Below are 16,095 nucleotides of genomic sequence, written 5' to 3' on the forward strand. Positions count from 1 at the left end.
CGTGGAGACCGTCCTTGACGTCGCCGGCCGCCCCAGCCGCCAGGGCCCACCGATGGGCTGGAACAGCTGGGACTGCTACGGCACCACCGTCACTGAGGCGGAGGTGCTGGCCAACGCGGAGTTCATGGCCGAGCACCTGCTGGCATTCGGCTGGGACACCGTGGTGGTGGACATCGACTGGGCGGACCCGACCGCCCGCTCGCACGGTTACAACGCCGGGGCGCCGCTGGAACTGGACGCCCATGGCCGTCTGCTCCCGGACCCCGGCCGGTTCCCCAGCTCCGCGGGGGGCGCCGGTTTCGGGCCGCTCGCCGAGCACGTGCACGCCCTGGGGCTGCGGTTCGGAATCCACACGATGCGGGGGATCCCGCGCCTGGCCGTCGAGCGCGACACCCCGATCCTCGGCACCGAGGAGTCCGCGGCCGACGTCGCGGACCGCGCCAACGTCTGCGAGTGGAACCCGGACATGTTCGGGCTGGACCACAGCCGCCCCGGCGCACAGGCCTACTACGACTCGACGCTCGCCCTCTACGCCGGGTGGGGCGTGGACTTCATCAAGGCCGACGACATGCTGTGGCCCTACCAGGCCCCCGACATCGAGGCCTACGCCACAGCCATCGAGCGTTGCGGGCGCCCCATCGAGCTCAGCCTCTCACCCGGCCGCGACCTGTCCCTGACCCGGCTGGACCACCTGCGCGGACACGCGACGATGTGGCGCATCTGCGACGACCTGTGGGACCGCTGGGAAGACGTCGAGGCCAACTTCGCCCGGTTCGCCCGCTGGGCGCCCTTCGCCGGCGAGTCCGGCTGGCCCGACGGCGACATGCTCCCGCTGGGCCGCATCGGCATCCGAGCCGAGCGCGGCCACCCCCGCGACGACGACCTGACCCCCGCCGAACGGGTCTCGCTGCTGACCCTGTGGGTGATGGCCCGCTCGCCGCTGATGATCGGCGGCGACCTCCCCAGCTCCCAGCCGGGGACCATCGCGCTGTTCCAGAACCGCGACGTGCTCCAGGTCCTGCGCTCCTCGTCCGGCAACCGCGAGGTCTTCCGGGAGGGGCCGCTGGTGCTCTGGGCAGCAGACGGGGCCGACGGCGTGCGCTACGCCGCTGCGTTCAACCTCGGCGACGAGCCGCTGGAACTGGCGCTCGACTCGCGCAACGTCGGCTGGCCGGCGGCGCTGGACGGCGAGGTCCTGGAACTGTGGACCGGTCAGGAAGTGCAGACCAGCGAGGTCACGGTCCAGAGCGACGCTGCCCGCGGCGTCGCGCCCGGGAGCACCGCCGTCGCGGTGTCCCTGCAGCGCCACGGCGCGGCCCTGCTGCGGTTCACACCGCGGGCCTGACCCGAAATCTCAGACCGTGGCCAGGTCGATGTTGCGCATCTGGCTGTAGTGCCTGCGGATCTGGACCTTGCGCTCGAGCTCCTCGATGATCACCACGGAGAAGTTCTCGTCGTAAAGGCTTGCGGCGCTGCCCAGCCCGCCGGGACTGAAGACGTTGACCTCCATCAGCTTGTCGCCGACGATGTCCAGCCCCACCAGGAACATGCCGTCGGCCACCAGCTTGGGCCGGACCACGTCGACCAGCCCGAGCATCTCGTCGGTCACGGTTACCGCAGCGGCCTTGCCGCCCGCGGACATGTTGGAGCGCAGGTCGGAGCCCGAGGGCCGGCGGCGGAACGCGGCGTACTTGCCTCCTGCCATCAGGGGCTTGCCGTTCATCACGAACATGCGCACGTCGCCGTCCTTGGCGGCGGGCAGGTACTCCTGGGCGACGACGTAGCCGTCGCGGGCGATCGCCTCGATGATCTGGTTCATGTTGGGGGACTCCTCGCTGTTGACGAGGAACACGCCACTGCCGCCAGAGCCCTGCAGCGGCTTCAGGACGGCCTTGCCGCCGAGTTCGCCGACGAAGCTGGAGATCTTCGCCTCGTCGCGGGAGATCAGCGTGCGCGGGCGCACGATCTCCGGGAAGTGCTGGAAGTAGGCCTTCGACAGTGCGTTGGCGAGGCTGCCCGGGTCATTCAGGACCAGGACGCCGGTGCTGGCGATCAACTGCCCGAAGGCGACTCCCGCGTTGTTCGCCCAGGGAGCTTCGGTGGCGTCGGCCGCCGGGTCTGAGCGCAGCATCACGACGTCGAACTCGGACAGGCTGATCTGCTCCTCGACGTCGGGCTTCTGCACGTCGGCCAGGTAGCGCTCGGTGGAGCGGTAGTTCTTTCCGGCGACGCCGTGGGCCTTCGCACTGAGGGATCCGTCGATCTCGTAGGCGAAATCGCCCATCCCCATGAGGAACGCTTCGTGGCCCATGTTCGTGGCCTGCATGGCAAGCCTGACGGTGGTGTAGACGGGGTCCTCGGTCTTGACGTTGTTGACGACGAATCCGATTCTCATTCGTTCTCCTCGGCTTGTTCATCGATGGGGGAGGACCCCTGGATGAGTTGGGTGGGATCGGTGATGCGGGATGCCTCCTCGAGGCGCCCCCGGCTCTCCTCGTGGTCGTACCAGCGGGGCAGCAGGACGGGTTCGTGCAGGATGCCGCGCGCGTTGAGCTCTTCCACGAGCGGCAGGTCCTCCAGAGCGAACTTCCCGAGGAAGAACGCCTCCAGTGAACCACCTTTGCGCAGGTGCTCGAGGAGTTCCAGCAGACCTCGCAGGTAGATGGCGTCCTTGGTCAGGCCACCGGCGCGGAACACCCGCATGGTGGTGGTGAAGGCGCTGCCACGGGGGACGCCGACCTCGACCAGCTTGCGGAAGCACTCGGTGAAGCTGGCGCCCTCGGTCATGTCGTGGACCGTCATTACGCGTCCGGCCAGCTGCCGGAGCCGGCCGGGGGTGAGGGCGCCGACGGCGATCTCGGCCAGCACGGCCAGGCCCTCCTGGGTCTCGTCGTAACCGGCGAGACCGGTGCCCAGCACCATCAGCGGCTGGTGGGCGCCGTTGACCTGGGTCACCAGGTGGGTCCCGACCTCGTGCTGGATGAGGGCGTTGGCACGCACCGTCGCCACCCGGGCCTCGGGCCCGATGAGCAGGACGTTCTCGCTCACCATGACCCCGGTGGAGTCGTGCCGGATCTCGGCGTGGATGTCAATGTCCGGGTTGCTCTCGCGGTAGTGCTCGATCTCGGCCTCGGCCAGCTCCAGGAATTCCTCGGCGTCGAGGTGGTCCCCGGCGGCCGGGACGGGTTCGACGCGCTCCAGGATGGACTCGGCGGCGGTGAGCAGGTTGGGTGCCACGCCCCCGTACAGCTCGATGCTCAGCGGCCGGAAGTCCGGGGTGTTGCGGGCCCGGAGCATGGCCAGTTGCAGCTCCAGTTCCCGGTGCTTGCTGCGCAGCAGGGCCGCGACGGTGTTGTCCTGGACCGCGCCGACGTCGATCTTTTCCAGGATGGTCTGGGCCACCTCGGGGTCCATGCTGAGCTCGCGGTAGCTGAACTCGGGCTCCGCCACCTCTCCGGCGAGGAAGGCCTCGCGCACGTCGTCGGCGTCCACGGGGGTGACGTCGAGGATGAACCGGAAGCTGGTGCCGAGCTGGGAGAGTTCGTGGTCGATGGCCTGGTCGATGGTGGCCAGGGGGTTGGCGGGACTCATCGGGCCAGCGCCGCCTGGACGGGGTCGAAGGTCTCCGCCAACGCGGCCCCGAGGCGGTTGATGTGGTCGAGGTCCGGCCGGCCGGTCCACTCGTCCATGAACGTCTTCTTGAACTCCAGCGCGAGGACGCAGCCGACGCCGGGGTAGCGCTCATGCACCCACCACGGCATGTTCTGCCCCTTGAACTTGATGTTCTCGCGCACGTCGAAACCCTGCCCCTGCATGGAGGAGCGGAACGCCTCGATGACGCCCGCGAAGCGCCCGTCGACGCTCTCGGTGCCCAGGTTGATCTCCGGGTTCTCCTCGAGCGGCTCGTCCGGCTCGTCGGGGCCGGGGCGGCGGTGGTTGTAGGAGTGGACGTCGAACAGGACGAACGGGCCGCGCTCGGCCACCTTGTCCAGGTGCCGCGCGAGTTCGGCGAAGTAGCTGTCGTAGACCTCGAGGCTGCGGGTGACGACGTCGTCGGGGAGCGGGTCGGTCCGCCACACGTGCAGGCCCCAGCAGTCCTCGGGGGTGCGGTAGACGGCCTTCTCGCGGATGCGGTTGAGGTCGGTCTCGAACCGGGAACGGTGGACGACGACGCGGGCCGGCGCCACAGCGGCGATCCGGTCTGTGAACGGGTCCTCCTCGCGGAGGCGGGTGGCCTCGTCGAGGACCATCAGGTCTTGCACCTCGGGCCTCAGATCATGCCCGGCGTGCACGGACGTCGCGATGATCTGGCCGTCCCAGTTGCCCACGAATTCGAAAGGATCCATACGTCATCCTTACCTGAGTACGGGTCACGGGCAAGCAAACGGGCGCCGGCCGGGTGTCGGCCGGCGCCCGGTTTCGGTGCCGATCGTGCGTGTCAGCCGGGCGGGATCACGGCACTTCGTAGCCGGCTGCGCGCAGCAGCCCGTACCACTCGGGACGGGTGAGCGGGATCTCCGAACCCAGCGCGGACGCGGTGACGCGGTCGGGCGTGGTGGTGCCCAGCACCACCTGGATGTTCGCCGGGTGGCGGGTGATCCAGGCGGTGGCGATGGCTTCGGCGGGGACGTCGTACTTGGCGGCGAGCTCGTCGACGGCGGCGTTCAGTTCCGCGTGGTCGGGCGAGCCGAGGAACACCTCACGCCTCGGGTGGCGGGCCTGCATGGGGGACCAGGCCTGGATGGTGATGTCGTTGAGGCGGCAGTAGTCGACGATGCCGCCGCCGTCGAGGTCGTAGGCCTCCTGGCGCCCCTCGATGTTCATCGCCAGGCCCTGGGCGATGATCGCGCAGTGGGCGATCGACAGCTGCAGCTGGTTGGCGACGAACCGGTGCTGCACCGACTTCTTCAGCAACTCGATCTGGCGCGGGGTGTGATTGGAGACGCCGAAGTTGCGCACCTTGCCCGAGGAGTGCAGTTCGTCCAGGGCGCGGGCCACCTCGTCGGGCTCGGCGAGCACGTCGAAGCGGTGCAGCAGCAGGATGTCGATGTAGTCGGTCTGCAGAGCCCGCAGGGAGCCCTCCACCGTCGAGATCAGGTGCTCGTAGGAGAAGTCGAAGTAGGGGCCGTCGGTGACGATGCCGGCCTTGGTCTGGATGGTCACCTGCTCGCGCTCCGACGGCGTCAGCTGCATCGCCTCGGCCCAGCGGCGCTCGCAGGTGTGCACCTCGCCGCCGTAGATGTCGGCGTGGTCGAAGAAGTCGATTCCGGCGTCGCGGGCGGTGCGGGTGAGTTCGCGGATCTCGTCGTCGGACTTCTCCGCGATGCGCATCAGGCCGAGCACCACATTGGGTGCCACGATGTCGGTGCCGGGCAGTGTGAAGGTCTTCACTGTTTGGTTCCTCTCCGTCGAGTTGTGATGTGAACGTTACCGCTCCGGCACGGGTGCCCGGACCGGGGGGCCCGCGCTTTGGGCAGGCGTGCAACAATCCGCAGGAGGTCCGGCTGGCCCCCGGGGAGCGTTAGCGTTGGTGCTGCGGATCCCGACACCCGGACCCCACTACTGCCAGGAGCGTGCATGTCCAGCCCCCGCGATTTCATCGACGCCTACATCTCCGCCTACGAAGCCCTCGACGTCGAGGCCTTCCTGTCCCTCTACGCCGACGACGTGCGCGTCTTCGACGCCGCCGAGCCCGCCGAGTACCCGACCAAGGAAACCTGGCGCGCCCAGGTGGAGGGCTGGTTCGGTGCGCTGGAGGGTGAGGCCGACTGCGACTTCGACGACGTCCAGATCATCGAGGCCGACGACCTCGCCGTCGTCACCGCCCACATCGAGCACGAGGGCGTGCTCGCCGGGACCGACGAGGAAGTGGAGGTGGAGACGCGCGCCACCTTCGTCCTCCAGAAGCTCGAGGACCAGTGGCGCGTCGTCCACGAGCACACCTCCATCCCCGTCGAGATCGACGACGAGGACGACGACGAGGACGACGAGGAGTGGGACGACGACGAGGACGACGACTCCGACGACCACGCCGGCCACGACCATGCTGGCCACGACCATGCTGGTCACGATCACGCTGGCCACGACCACGCCGGCCACGACCACGCCGGCCACGACCACGCCGGCCACGATCACGGCGCGCATGGCCACGGCGCGGCGGACACCGACTCTGAATCGGTCCCCACCGAGGCGGTCAACCAGTAGCGACGAGCCACGTCGCCGGCAAGACGAGGGACTGATCAGCGACGGCTGGTCAGTCCCTCGCTGATTCCGGGCGACTCAGCCGTCGGCCTCCTCGATCTTCTCCCGCACCCGGCTGTCCTGCAGCGCCTCGAGGGCCTCGCGGACCTCGTGGTTCGGCTCGCGCTTCTCGCGCTCGGCGAAGATCTCGTCGAAGTCCGGCTCGCTGGCCAGGGAGTCCGACCCGACCGCCGCTACGGGTGAGTCCTTCGCGTCGGCGACGACGGCGTCGGCCGGGTCCTCCGCGGGCTCGCCGAAGGACTCGTTGACGACGCGCTCGTGGGAGGCCTGGGCCTCATCGGCCGCGAGGTTCCGGATGTGCTGCTGGTCACTCACGCTGACTCCTTCTTCTCGGTTTTTCCCGGGTACTGGGTGCTGCTCCCCGTTCACGCTATGAGATGACGGGTTCATGAGGTGACGGGTTCACACGGGCCCGCTCCATCAGGCGCGCTTGGGCCCGGCGGCAGGGTCAGTTGGCCTGCTGCGCCTCAAGCACCGAGTGCAGGGCCTGTTGGATGCGCCGGACCGAGTCCTCGGTCAGGTCCCTCCCCGCTGCCCGCACCGAGCGCGTCAACTGCCGGATCGACTGGTCGAGTTGTCGTCGCTCACCCAGGCGCGCGAACAGTTGGATCTCGCGGACAGCAATCGTCTCGTCCTCACCCGCGGCCAGCCTGCCCTTGTCGATGGCCCACCGCGCGGTGGCGACGTCCTCCTGTTCCATCGCCCTGTCAGCCAGCACGGCGGCTGCGTCGGTCACCATGCTCACCATGTCGGTGCGCAGCTGCTCTGACCACGGCCACTGGAACGACATGTGTTCGAGTGGCTGTCCTCGGACCAGTCCCAGGGCCTCCCGCAGGAGAGGGGTACTGGCGTGGTTGACCCCGCCGCTGAGGAGCATCTGAAACCTCTCCCAGTCCGACTCGACGTCCGGGTGGAGCTCGAGCCTCCCCGAGTAGCCGTCAGGCAAGTAGGGCTCCCCCGTGGGGTCTGTTCCGAGCCAGCTCCGGAGACGACTGACGTTGGAACGCCGGGTGCTCTCGGCGATCATCAGGTCCTTGCACATGGCGCTCGGGGTCGAGCCGGGGTTCAGCAGGAGCCAGGCGCAGCACTCGATGCTGGCCGCAGTGGAGCGCGCCGGGACCGGGCCGCTGCAGCCATGGAGTGCGACGGGGCCCAGCAGCAGGAGGGTCGGGTGTTCGTCGGTGACGGCGGACCGGGATGACATCTGGGTGTCCTCGTTGGGTTGGATCGTCTTGCGCGGCAGGACCGTCACGTTTGGGGGCAGCGGGGCCTCGTCCCACCAGGGGGCCGACTCCGTGCTGGTGGCCGTGGCGTGGGCGAACAGCTCGATCACGGCGTGTCGGGCGGGTGCTGTCAGAAGCTGCGGGAGGAAGTGCCGACCGTCTGGAACGCGCACTGCGTCCTCCGGCGACTCGAGGCGTATGAGCTCCCACCCCGGGACCAGGGCCACATCCTCTGCGACAGCGGCGACGACGCTCACGCCCACCCGTCCCAGGTCCAGGCAATCGTGGATTCGCTCCAAAGCCGAGCGGGGGATGGGCTGGGTGAACAGGTACACCAGGGGAGCCCAGGCGCTGGCACGGTCAGAATCGGAACGCAGGTCCTCCAGATTGCTGGAGCCCATCTCGATGCGCCTGGAGGCGCACACCCTCTGCAGCTCGACCAATGCGTGGTCGAGCTCACCAATGCCGGCGATTCGGGGGTCGTCCAAGCTCCTCTCCCAGTCATCGGGAGACTGCACCGCCACCACGTCGACGCCCGTGGACCAGGGAGCGCACATCAGGCTGGTGAGAATGGCCGACACCGCAGCCAATGCGTCGTCCGGTGCACCTTGGACGAGGGTGCACCGGCCAGTCTCGAGGTCATGCATTACCTCTGCGTCGGCTGCCCACCCGAGGACGATCCCGGTGGGGCCGACGTCGATCCGCTCCTGCGCCTGGGCGGTCCGGCGTACCAAGGAGGACCAGAACTGCTGCAGTTCCGGCCGAACAGGCAGGATCCGCCTGCCGACGGCGCGTTGCAGCAGCTGGGTGCGGCGGCGGGCCGCCACGCCGGCGAAGATGCCCGCCGCCAGGACGGCACCGATGGGCCCCAGCACTTCCTGGTGCTGGTCATCAGCGGGATCACTGATCGAGTGGTTGGGGGTTCCTTCAGGCGCCGATGCCGTCTCAGTGCCGCCAGTGGGTGCGGCGGTCGCGGCTCCGGTCGGCACCGGGGCGGGAGAAAGACCTTGTGTGGTTTCGGACTCCGTGGCCACCGCCGTCGGCGATGATCCGTCTGCGGGCACCTGCCCCTCGCCGATCAGGGACGGACTGTCCACGGATGGGTCTCCGGCGTCCTGCTGCGCCCGTGCGTGTGCGGGCCGCCCTGACGATGGCTTGTCCGGCGCGGGAGCCGGGGCGTGCGCGTCGTCGGCCGTTGTCTCCGCAGTTCCGGTGCTTCGGGATTCCGCTGGCAACTGCAGTTCCCAGCCGACGTCGATGCGGTCCGGGTCCTCGACCAAGTCACGGTTGGCCTCCTGGAGGTCCAGCCAGCGATTGGAGTCGCCCAGGTGCTCGCCTGCGAGGTCCCAAAGGGTGTCTCCGGGGGCAACGGTGATCGTCTCCGGGTCTCCAATTCCGGGCGACGCATCCGGAAGCGCACCCGCCGGGAGGTTGATGCGCTGGCCGGGATGCAGGTGCATGTCGTGCGACATGCCCGGGTTCGCTGCGGTGATTTCGCGCCACCGGTCTCCGGAGCCGAGGAAGCGTTCCGCGAGGGACCAGAGTTCGTCCCCCGGCTCGACCACGTACTGAACGGTTGGGGCGGGCTGCCGCTCCGTCGCGGGGGCAACCGGAGTGGCTGTGTGGTCATGAGCGCTGGACTGCTCAGCCCGGACCACGGCCACGGTGGGGGCCGTGGCAGGTTCCGGCGTCGTCGAGGCCATCGCCGGCCCAGCCAAGGGCGCGGCCGCAGCAGCCAGCAGCCCGGCGACGAGCGGACGCAGCCAACCGGTTCCAGGGATCCGGAACTGCAAGCGGCCGCGGGACACCGTGGCGGCCAGCTCGCTGACAGTGGTGACGGCAAGGACGCCCCAGGCGCCCCAGCCCACCAGGCTCAGCAGGCCGAGGAGGACGACACCATCATCGGGCCTGAGCAGAGCCGTCGGCCAGTTCACGTCGATGAGCGACGAGGCGCTCCCCCAGGTGAGCAGGGCCCAGGGCACGCCCAGGAGCAGCGTGCCGAGCAGCAACAGCGCTCCCGCTGCCTTGACAAGTTTCATCGTGTCCTCAAGACGTCTGGCGGTAAGTGCTAGGGCAGCTTTGCCAGTTCGTCGTTCACGAACGCCGTGATCACCGCGACGATGGTCACGGCGATGAGTGCCGCCCCCGCAAGCAGCAGCGCATTCTCGGTCGATTGCGACAGGCCTCGTTCGTCGTGCGAGGTGCGGTGGCGGAGTCCGAGCCAGAAGCCGAGCAGGTAGTTCAACTTGGTCATGGTCATTCCTTCTCTCTGTCATGTCTCACTTTGGTTGTCCGCTCCATGAGCGCATCTTTTTCCACAGATCAGCCCGGATGTGCGCTACATCCCGGAGATGGTGAGCAGTGGGGGTATGACGAAGGCGAGACCCAACAGGAGCGCGGGGATCGTCATCCAGATGGTCAGCCCCTCCGTGGCCTCCTGAGCGTCGCTGCGCTGCCTGGTGACGTGCGCTTGCCGGAGTTCCTTCACCCGGGCCTGCAACACGTCCGCCAGCGCGGCGCCCTGTTCCTCCAGCCGCATCACATCGGCGAAGTCGATCAACTCAGGCAGCTCCCATTCGTGGGCGATCCTGATCATCTCGTCCCACGGCGTCGCCTGCTCCAGCCTTGTGCGCTCCAACCCGGCCGAAATCCTGCGGAACAGCGGCGCCTCGGACACCCGCGCCGCGGAGGCCACGGCCTGGGATGCCGAAGCGTTGGCAAGGCGCTCGAGCGCCACGAGATCGAAGAACGTGTGGACGCTCTCGGTGGTGGTGCGGCGCACCTGCGCCGCTGTCCGAGCGAGGTTCCAGTCCGCCAGGAAGTAGCCCAGCGCCCCGGCCACCAGACCGAAGGCGATCGGCAGTGGGCTGGGCCTGTTGCCGAGGAAGTATTGCACCGTGACCCAGAAGGTCGGCAGGAACAGACCCGCGAGAGCCATGACCAGCTTCTCGGCAAAGAAGTCTCCGACGGAGCGGTCCTGTTGGAGCAGGAGCAGTTGCTGTCGTTCGCTGACAGGCAGTCGTAGCCGCCGCTGAAACCAGGAGCCGACCGCCTCCAACCCCTGTGCGTTCTGGGGCGGGAGGACCGATGGGGTGGCGACGGCGCCGTCGAGGGCCGTCAGCGCGTCGTCGAGTCGAACCGTCCGGCTGGCGAGGCCGACGGTCACCAGGAACACGCCCAGACCCGCCACCAGCCCCGCCGTCGCCGCGAGCCCCAGTCCGCTCATGTGGCCGTGCTCCTCAGGAAGCGGGGACCTGGAGTGGGAACGGTTCGGCGCCGCAGCATGGCCAGCGCTCCCATGTAGATGGTTGCCAGCCCCAGCGCCAGAGCTTGACCGAGGGGGGTTCGATAGGGCGCGAAGAAGTCACCGCCGAGCAGGATCGACACACCCAGTACCGCCAGTGTGATGAAGGTGACCTGGCGGACCACGGCTCGGGGTTTGGCGCGCTCGGCCGAGATCTCGCGCAAGGTGCGGAGCCGTTCCTGGGTGTTCGTGCTCAGTGCAGACAGGGTGGCCCGGGTGCCCGCGCCTCCCCTGCTGGCCGCGATGGCCAGCGCCGCCAGCACGGCGTCACCGTCGGCGCAGTTGAGGTCGTCCGCCATCGCCAGCAGGGCGTCCCGCGTCGTCCATCCCTGATCTATCCGGGCCACCAGCCGTGCAACCGGCGCACTCAGCGCAGCAGGTGCCTGATGTCTGGTGGCGATGATCGCGTCTCGGATGGACTTGCCGGTGGCGATCGAGGGTGCGAGCAGCCGGACCCAACGGTCGAGTCCTGCAAGCACGTCGATCTCCCTCTGCGGCGGCTCGGAGAGCAGGGACGGGATTCCGATGACCAGTGCCGGGACAACGACCATCGCCACGATCCACCCCGTCACAGCGGCCGTCACCACGCCTGCGAGCAAGGCCCCCACCACCCAGACCTGGCGTCGGGGGGACAGAGATTCCCACAGTGCACCCAATCTTTCCCACAGGATTGGGGACAACTGTGTGGATGGCTCGCGCGGGGTCAGTCCCACCGCCACCAGGACGATACCCAGCGCGGTCAGCGCACCCACGCCCGCGGCAATCAACGGTTCCACGTCGCACCGGCCTCAAAGGGGGCCAGCTCTGCGGCCATCTGTGCTTCCGGCTGGAACAGCTCCCCGCTGGAGTGCGTGGCAGCCCGGTACACGAGGTGGGTGTTTGGGCGGCCGTTCTCGATGGACCCGGTGAGCTGTCGGACTTCGCTGACGAGGCGACGCCGATTCCCGCCACGCCAAGCGTTGTCCTCAAGAACCACGTGCACTATGAAGTTGATGTTGTGGGCCACCTGCCGCAGGGCTTCGTTCATTCCGAGGACCCCTCCTTGGGCGACGCGCGCAGCAAGGCGGTCGATGGTGGCGGTGGCCGAATGCGAGTGAGTGGTCGACAACGTGCCGGCCCCCGCCTGCATCGCCTCGAACATGGCACCGGCCTCCGCACCGCGAACTTCGCCTACGACGAGTCTGGACAGGTTCTGCCGGAGTGCTTCAGGGATGAGGTCTGCGACGCTCCAGGTCCCTACGGCCGCACCGCCCGCGCTCTCACCCAGGCCGGTCTTGGCCTGCAGAGCCAGGATGTTGCGCCGGCTGGCCTGCAAGTGGGTGAGCAGCTCGTAGTCGGTCTCCAGCGTCCCGAACCGTTCACTCGGGTGGATGGCCGCGATCAGCGCCCGCAGCAACGTCGTCTTGCCGGCTCCCTGGTCGCCCGAGATGACGATCGACTTTCGCGCCAGCACCGCGGATTGCAGGAGGCGGGCCACGGGTTGCGGAAGCATTCCGTCCTCGGCCAGGTCGGCAAGGGTGACGTCGGTCAGGATGTGCTGCCGGATGATGATTGACGGCCGGTAACTCAGGCCGAAGCCGATGGCGTGCAGCCGAAACCTGTCTCCCAGCGCGAGGGTCATGGTGGGGTGCGCGTCATCGAAGGGGCGCGGCGGGTTGGCGGTCTCACCCAGAAACCGGATGGCCTCGACCAGTTCCTCGTCTGAATCAGCCACCGGCGGATGCTTCTCGCGATGCCCGTCGCCGTACTGGACCATCACCGAGTCCCAGCCGTGGATCTCGATGTTCTCCGCGTCGGGGACATCGAACAACGGCTGTAGCCGTCCATAGCCGAAGATCGCACTCTCCACGGCAGCGGCGTAGCGGTCCTCGAGGGCCATCGGCCACAGTGCCTCGCCGGACTCCGTCAGCTGCTCCGCGTGGGCGTGAACCACCGAGCGGATCACCGCGCGGCCGCGTACCCTTCGATCCTCCTCGGGGATCGGCGTGTGTCGTTCGGCCAACCACTGCTGGCTGATCTGGCTGATGCGTTCGGCGGCGCGACGTCGCAAGGTCACCACCAACGGCCAGTCCACATCCAGGGACGGCGGTCTCGGGTCCGGCACATTGCGGCGTGGGGTCGCGGGTGGGGGCTGGGCTCCCCATTCGGAGGCAGCCAGGGAGCTGAATGCGCCGCCAAGGCTGGGCAGCTGCGAGACCGGGCTAGACATGCGCGGTCCTGGCAGTGAGTGCGCGTTCGAGCTCGCGTGCGCCTCTGATGCGCTCCCGCACCCGCATTCCGAAGGCCCGGTACTGGCTCATCAGGCCCCGGTTGGAGAAGTTCCTCGGTTCGGGTTCACCGTCGGACAGGACCGCGGCCAGAGTGGGACTCCACCCCAGTTCCGCCCAGCATTCCACGCCGAACTGGGCACAGATCTCGCGGCTCGAGTAAGGGCGGTCCGGTCCGACGAGTACCAGGCCCAGGAGCTTGTCGACCGGCAGCTGGCCGAGTTGGTTGGACAGCAACTGGAGGTACAGCCGTGCCCCGGCAAGCGACCGCAGGGATGTCCGAGAGATGAAGCACACCGCGTCGGCCCTCGCCAGGAGGGGGAGCGGGAGTCCGTCGCGTCCCACGCGTCCAGCGTCGACGATGACGTCCATCCCTTGCGTCTCGATGGCGGCGAAGGCGTCGGCGAGTTGGGGCCACACGACGTCGAACAGTCGCACGGCCGCGGGTAGCGAGAACCCGGGCAGGAAGCGCCGTGCGACGTCGGGTTCCTCCGTGAGTGCGACGGTGTGGTGCCACAACTCAGGCGCGATCGGTCGATTCTCGCGGTGCAGCCTGGCGATCCCGGACAGCCCGCGACCGCCATGGTCGAGTCCGCGCAGGTACCCGGCCTGGATGGACTGCGCCGGCTCACGATCGCAGTCGGCCAGCAACACGCTGCCCGGCCAGGACAGGGCCAGGCCCAGCGCACTCGTCGTCACCCCCGGTGACCCGGGGCCACTGGCGCAGACGATCACGGCCATCAGTCCTCACCCACCGCGACCAGGGCGAGCTGCTGGGTGGCCGCCAGGCGGGCAACGGCGTGCGCCGCGGCGTCGGGAACCACGACGTCGATCACGAACCCCGTGCCGTCGTCGGTGAGCTCCGGCGCCTGTGCGACGAGGGCGTCGGTCACTGTTGCGTCGCCCTCGGCCAGACTGACGAGCTGGACCTTCATCCGGGGGACTAGCTGCGTACCGGGCATCCGGCCGGGGCCGAGTTGGAGACCGACGAGGCTGTGATCGGCCGGGATTGGCGTCTCTCCCAGATGCCGCGATGAGGGAAAGGCGCCGGCTGGCAGATCGTTGAGGGCGGTCTTGCCGATCAGTTCCGGCATCGTGTCTGGATGTATGCGGTCCACCTGGAAGCCCGCCGGGACCGAGATGATCCTGAGGTCCTCTGCCGCGAGTTCCTGCCCCCGGATGACGTCTCGCGACATCACGACGGCGCTCTCCTGGTCCACGCTGAGGGTGTAGAGAGCGGCGGCGCCGAGAGCGCCGAGGACCACCAGCAGTACCCCGAGGGCAACCAGCCGCGGACTGCGGCGTGGGCGCAACTGGACCCCTTGGGGTCTTGTCTGAGCGGGAGCAGTAGGTTCCCCCGCGTGAGGATTGCTGTCTCGCAGCATCACATCACCACCTAGCTTGACGCCCGTAATTTATGAGGCCGATGGGGTCACTTGCGGCGCAGATCTCCGAGCTGTGGATAACTTCAGCCGTGGATCGCGACTCTTTGCCGCCCGTTTGGGGGTCATTCATCCGCCGTTCACCTCACGATCACTCGGCTGTTGATACAGGGGACAAATGTGGACAACTCTGTGGACATCTGTGCACGGCTGAGGGCGCGGTCCCACCGGCGGACGGTTTACCAGCGTTGTTCGTCGCCACCAGCGCTCTACGGCTGGTGGCGAGCAACAACGCTGGTGAACCCGGGGGAGCGCTGGTGAATCCGGGGGAGTGCTGGTGAATCCGGGGGAGTGCTGGTGAATCCGGGGGAGTGCTGGTGAATCCGGGGGAGTGCTGGTGAACCCGGGGGTGCGCTGGTGAACCGGGGGTAGCGCTGGTGAACCCGGGGCACCGCTGGTGAACCGGGGGCAGGCTCGCAGGAAGGGATCGTGACCGAGCTTGGTGGCGCCGACTGCCACGTGCCGTCAACGGCGGAAGGGCCGGTGCGACCAATGCCGACAAGCGTGTCGCTTAGCTGTGGCGTGAACGCCGGTCATTCGTCCATTCCGCCACACCTAAGCGGGCGGGTGGCGTCCCTGCCTGGAGCGGTCAGTCCTGGGGGACCTGGCCGTCGAGGACCCAGCCCAGGAACTCCTTCAGGGTGCCGGTCTCACCGTCGCGGCCGCCGCGACCAACCTGCAGCGATGGCAGGGTCGCCTTCAGTTTCACGCCGGTGATCCGTTCCTTCCAGCCGCCGGGGACGGTGAGCACCTGGTAGCCGCCGTCGGTGTCGATGGCGATGGAGTGGTTCAGGCGCAGGTACCAGCCGGACTTGTCGGTCTTGACCAAGTGGCCGTCCATCGTGCGCGCCTTCAGTGGTACGGGCTCCAAGCCCTTGGCCCGCGCTGCGGCGATGAACTCGTCGATGAGCACCTGTGCGGCGGCGGCCTCGTTTCGGGCGGCCTGCTCGCTGAGCTCCACCCGGCGGCGGGCGTCGGCCGCTCGTTCTTCCCTGCTCATGGGGGAAGCCTAGTCCGCTCCGACTTCGAGGTACCGGCGGCCCTCAGTCGGTGAGGATCGGAATCTTCCCACGAACGGCCGGGGCGCGGATACTGGATGAATGCGGGAGCACAAGCCCAACGACCCGTTTGAGGGCCTGTTCGACGACGAACTCTCCGCCGCACTGGAGGCCGCCGCGGCGGAGCACCGCGACGCCTTCACCAGGCACCTGCTCGCCTCCCTCGACCGCGTGCGCCTGCGCCGCACGCCACTGCGCGGCGCCGAGCCATTCGGGACCGACGGCACCGTGCGGCTCCGCTTCGCCGACGGGACCACCATCCTCGCGCGCGGCGACGGCGCGGGCGGCATCGGCATCGCCGCCGTCGCGATGCTCAGGGGAGTGCCCGTGCTGTTGACGCACCTCCACGACGATGGCACCTGCGTGCGCGCCGTGCTCGGCTGGGCCAAGCGCCACCACACCGAGATCCGGGTGATGGGAGGGGACCAGCCGGGGTGAGGCTGGGTCGGGCACCGCGTCGGGCGGCTCCATCCCGAGGCACGCCCCCTGTCCTGGGCGCTTGGCCGGGTCTGGGAGACTGGGTGCGAACTTCGACGACGA

General features: G+C 68.6%; 16 protein-coding genes. 3 read left to right on the plus strand and 13 right to left on the minus strand.

Annotated elements, in window-relative coordinates; genetic code table 11:
* Window position 1: 1 nt before the first annotated feature.
* A complete protein-coding gene (locus tag LKO27_RS10640; RefSeq protein WP_227737480.1) occupies window positions 2–1,345 on the plus strand; it encodes a glycoside hydrolase family 27 protein in 1,344 nt (447 codons plus the stop codon).
* A gap of 9 nt (window positions 1,346–1,354) precedes the next feature.
* Here the strand turns inward: LKO27_RS10640 and LKO27_RS10645 are convergent, their stop codons facing one another.
* The 4 genes from LKO27_RS10645 to LKO27_RS10660 form a co-directional block, all read right to left on the minus strand.
* Window positions 1,355–2,395, minus strand: coding sequence for a glutathione synthetase (locus LKO27_RS10645; RefSeq protein ID WP_227737481.1), 1,041 nt, complete (start codon window positions 2,393–2,395; stop codon window positions 1,355–1,357).
* The gene (locus LKO27_RS10650; RefSeq protein ID WP_227737482.1) at window positions 2,392–3,591 is read right to left on the minus strand and encodes a flavohemoglobin expression-modulating QEGLA motif protein; all 1,200 of its coding nucleotides are present in this window, start codon (window positions 3,589–3,591) and stop codon (window positions 2,392–2,394) included. The genes LKO27_RS10645 and LKO27_RS10650 overlap by 4 nt, the downstream gene beginning before the upstream one ends.
* Window positions 3,588–4,346 (minus strand): N-formylglutamate amidohydrolase, encoded by a 759-nt coding sequence (locus tag LKO27_RS10655; RefSeq protein ID WP_227737483.1) that lies wholly within the window; start codon window positions 4,344–4,346, stop codon window positions 3,588–3,590. The genes LKO27_RS10650 and LKO27_RS10655 overlap by 4 nt, the downstream gene beginning before the upstream one ends.
* 106 nt (window positions 4,347–4,452) lie before the next feature.
* The gene (locus LKO27_RS10660) at window positions 4,453–5,391 is read right to left on the minus strand and encodes an aldo/keto reductase (RefSeq protein WP_227737484.1); all 939 of its coding nucleotides are present in this window, start codon (window positions 5,389–5,391) and stop codon (window positions 4,453–4,455) included.
* A gap of 186 nt (window positions 5,392–5,577) precedes the next feature.
* Between LKO27_RS10660 and LKO27_RS10665 the strand changes: the two genes are divergently transcribed.
* Window positions 5,578–6,204, plus strand: a complete 627-nt coding sequence (locus LKO27_RS10665; protein WP_227737485.1) for a nuclear transport factor 2 family protein — start codon at window positions 5,578–5,580, stop codon at window positions 6,202–6,204.
* 75 nt (window positions 6,205–6,279) lie between these two features.
* Here LKO27_RS10665 and LKO27_RS10670 read toward each other — a convergent pair whose 3' ends face one another.
* The 9 genes from LKO27_RS10670 to LKO27_RS10710 form a co-directional block, all read right to left on the minus strand.
* On the minus strand, window positions 6,280–6,576 hold the full coding sequence (locus LKO27_RS10670; protein ID WP_227737486.1) for a hypothetical protein: 297 nt from the start codon (window positions 6,574–6,576) through the stop codon (window positions 6,280–6,282).
* A gap of 133 nt (window positions 6,577–6,709) precedes the next feature.
* Window positions 6,710–9,523 (minus strand): LysM peptidoglycan-binding domain-containing protein, encoded by a 2,814-nt coding sequence (locus LKO27_RS10675; RefSeq protein WP_227737487.1) that lies wholly within the window; start codon window positions 9,521–9,523, stop codon window positions 6,710–6,712.
* Between the two features lie 29 nt (window positions 9,524–9,552).
* A complete protein-coding gene (locus LKO27_RS10680) occupies window positions 9,553–9,738 on the minus strand; it encodes a hypothetical protein (RefSeq protein ID WP_227737598.1) in 186 nt (61 codons plus the stop codon).
* Between the two features lie 84 nt (window positions 9,739–9,822).
* Window positions 9,823–10,710: a hypothetical protein gene (locus LKO27_RS10685; RefSeq protein WP_227737488.1), complete on the minus strand. Its 888-nt coding sequence runs from the start codon at window positions 10,708–10,710 to the stop codon at window positions 9,823–9,825.
* Window positions 10,707–11,564 (minus strand): type II secretion system F family protein, encoded by an 858-nt coding sequence (locus LKO27_RS10690; protein WP_227737489.1) that lies wholly within the window; start codon window positions 11,562–11,564, stop codon window positions 10,707–10,709. Before LKO27_RS10690 ends, LKO27_RS10685 begins: the two co-directional genes overlap by 4 nt.
* On the minus strand, window positions 11,552–12,997 hold the full coding sequence (locus LKO27_RS10695) for a CpaF family protein (RefSeq protein WP_227737490.1): 1,446 nt from the start codon (window positions 12,995–12,997) through the stop codon (window positions 11,552–11,554). The genes LKO27_RS10690 and LKO27_RS10695 overlap by 13 nt, the downstream gene beginning before the upstream one ends.
* Window positions 12,990–13,796, minus strand: coding sequence for a hypothetical protein (locus LKO27_RS10700; RefSeq protein ID WP_227737491.1), 807 nt, complete (start codon window positions 13,794–13,796; stop codon window positions 12,990–12,992). Before LKO27_RS10700 ends, LKO27_RS10695 begins: the two co-directional genes overlap by 8 nt.
* Window positions 13,796–14,368: an SAF domain-containing protein gene (locus LKO27_RS10705; protein WP_227737492.1), complete on the minus strand. Its 573-nt coding sequence runs from the start codon at window positions 14,366–14,368 to the stop codon at window positions 13,796–13,798. The genes LKO27_RS10700 and LKO27_RS10705 overlap by 1 nt, the downstream gene beginning before the upstream one ends.
* A gap of 718 nt (window positions 14,369–15,086) precedes the next feature.
* Complete coding sequence (locus LKO27_RS10710) at window positions 15,087–15,497, minus strand: hypothetical protein (RefSeq protein ID WP_227737493.1); 411 nt, start codon at window positions 15,495–15,497, stop codon at window positions 15,087–15,089.
* A 100-nt stretch (window positions 15,498–15,597) separates the two neighbouring features.
* Between LKO27_RS10710 and LKO27_RS10715 the strand changes: the two genes are divergently transcribed.
* Window positions 15,598–15,993 (plus strand): hypothetical protein, encoded by a 396-nt coding sequence (locus LKO27_RS10715; protein ID WP_227737494.1) that lies wholly within the window; start codon window positions 15,598–15,600, stop codon window positions 15,991–15,993.
* Window positions 15,994–16,095: the final 102 nt, after the last annotated feature.

The organism is Tessaracoccus sp. OS52 (assembly GCF_020687685.1).
GTDB lineage: Bacteria > Actinomycetota > Actinomycetes > Propionibacteriales > Propionibacteriaceae > Arachnia.

What these genes read in the sequence shown, in the direction of transcription:
- LKO27_RS10645 (WP_227737481.1), bottom strand. Translation starts at nt 2,395, where the DNA reads ATGAGAATCGGATTCGTCGTCAACAACGTCAAGACCGAGGACCCCGTC.
- LKO27_RS10715 (WP_227737494.1), top strand. Translation starts at nt 15,598, where the DNA reads ATGCGGGAGCACAAGCCCAACGACCCGTTTGAGGGCCTGTTCGACGAC.
- LKO27_RS10700 (WP_227737491.1), bottom strand. Translation starts at nt 13,796, where the DNA reads ATGGCCGTGATCGTCTGCGCCAGTGGCCCCGGGTCACCGGGGGTGACG.
- LKO27_RS10650 (WP_227737482.1), bottom strand. Translation starts at nt 3,591, where the DNA reads ATGAGTCCCGCCAACCCCCTGGCCACCATCGACCAGGCCATCGACCAC.
- LKO27_RS10680 (WP_227737598.1), bottom strand. Translation starts at nt 9,738, where the DNA reads ATGACCAAGTTGAACTACCTGCTCGGCTTCTGGCTCGGACTCCGCCAC.
- LKO27_RS10665 (WP_227737485.1), top strand. Translation starts at nt 5,578, where the DNA reads ATGTCCAGCCCCCGCGATTTCATCGACGCCTACATCTCCGCCTACGAA.
- LKO27_RS10710 (WP_227737493.1), bottom strand. Translation starts at nt 15,497, where the DNA reads ATGAGCAGGGAAGAACGAGCGGCCGACGCCCGCCGCCGGGTGGAGCTC.
- LKO27_RS10685 (WP_227737488.1), bottom strand. Translation starts at nt 10,710, where the DNA reads ATGAGCGGACTGGGGCTCGCGGCGACGGCGGGGCTGGTGGCGGGTCTG.
- LKO27_RS10675 (WP_227737487.1), bottom strand. Translation starts at nt 9,523, where the DNA reads ATGAAACTTGTCAAGGCAGCGGGAGCGCTGTTGCTGCTCGGCACGCTG.
- LKO27_RS10655 (WP_227737483.1), bottom strand. Translation starts at nt 4,346, where the DNA reads ATGGATCCTTTCGAATTCGTGGGCAACTGGGACGGCCAGATCATCGCG.
- LKO27_RS10695 (WP_227737490.1), bottom strand. Translation starts at nt 12,997, where the DNA reads ATGTCTAGCCCGGTCTCGCAGCTGCCCAGCCTTGGCGGCGCATTCAGC.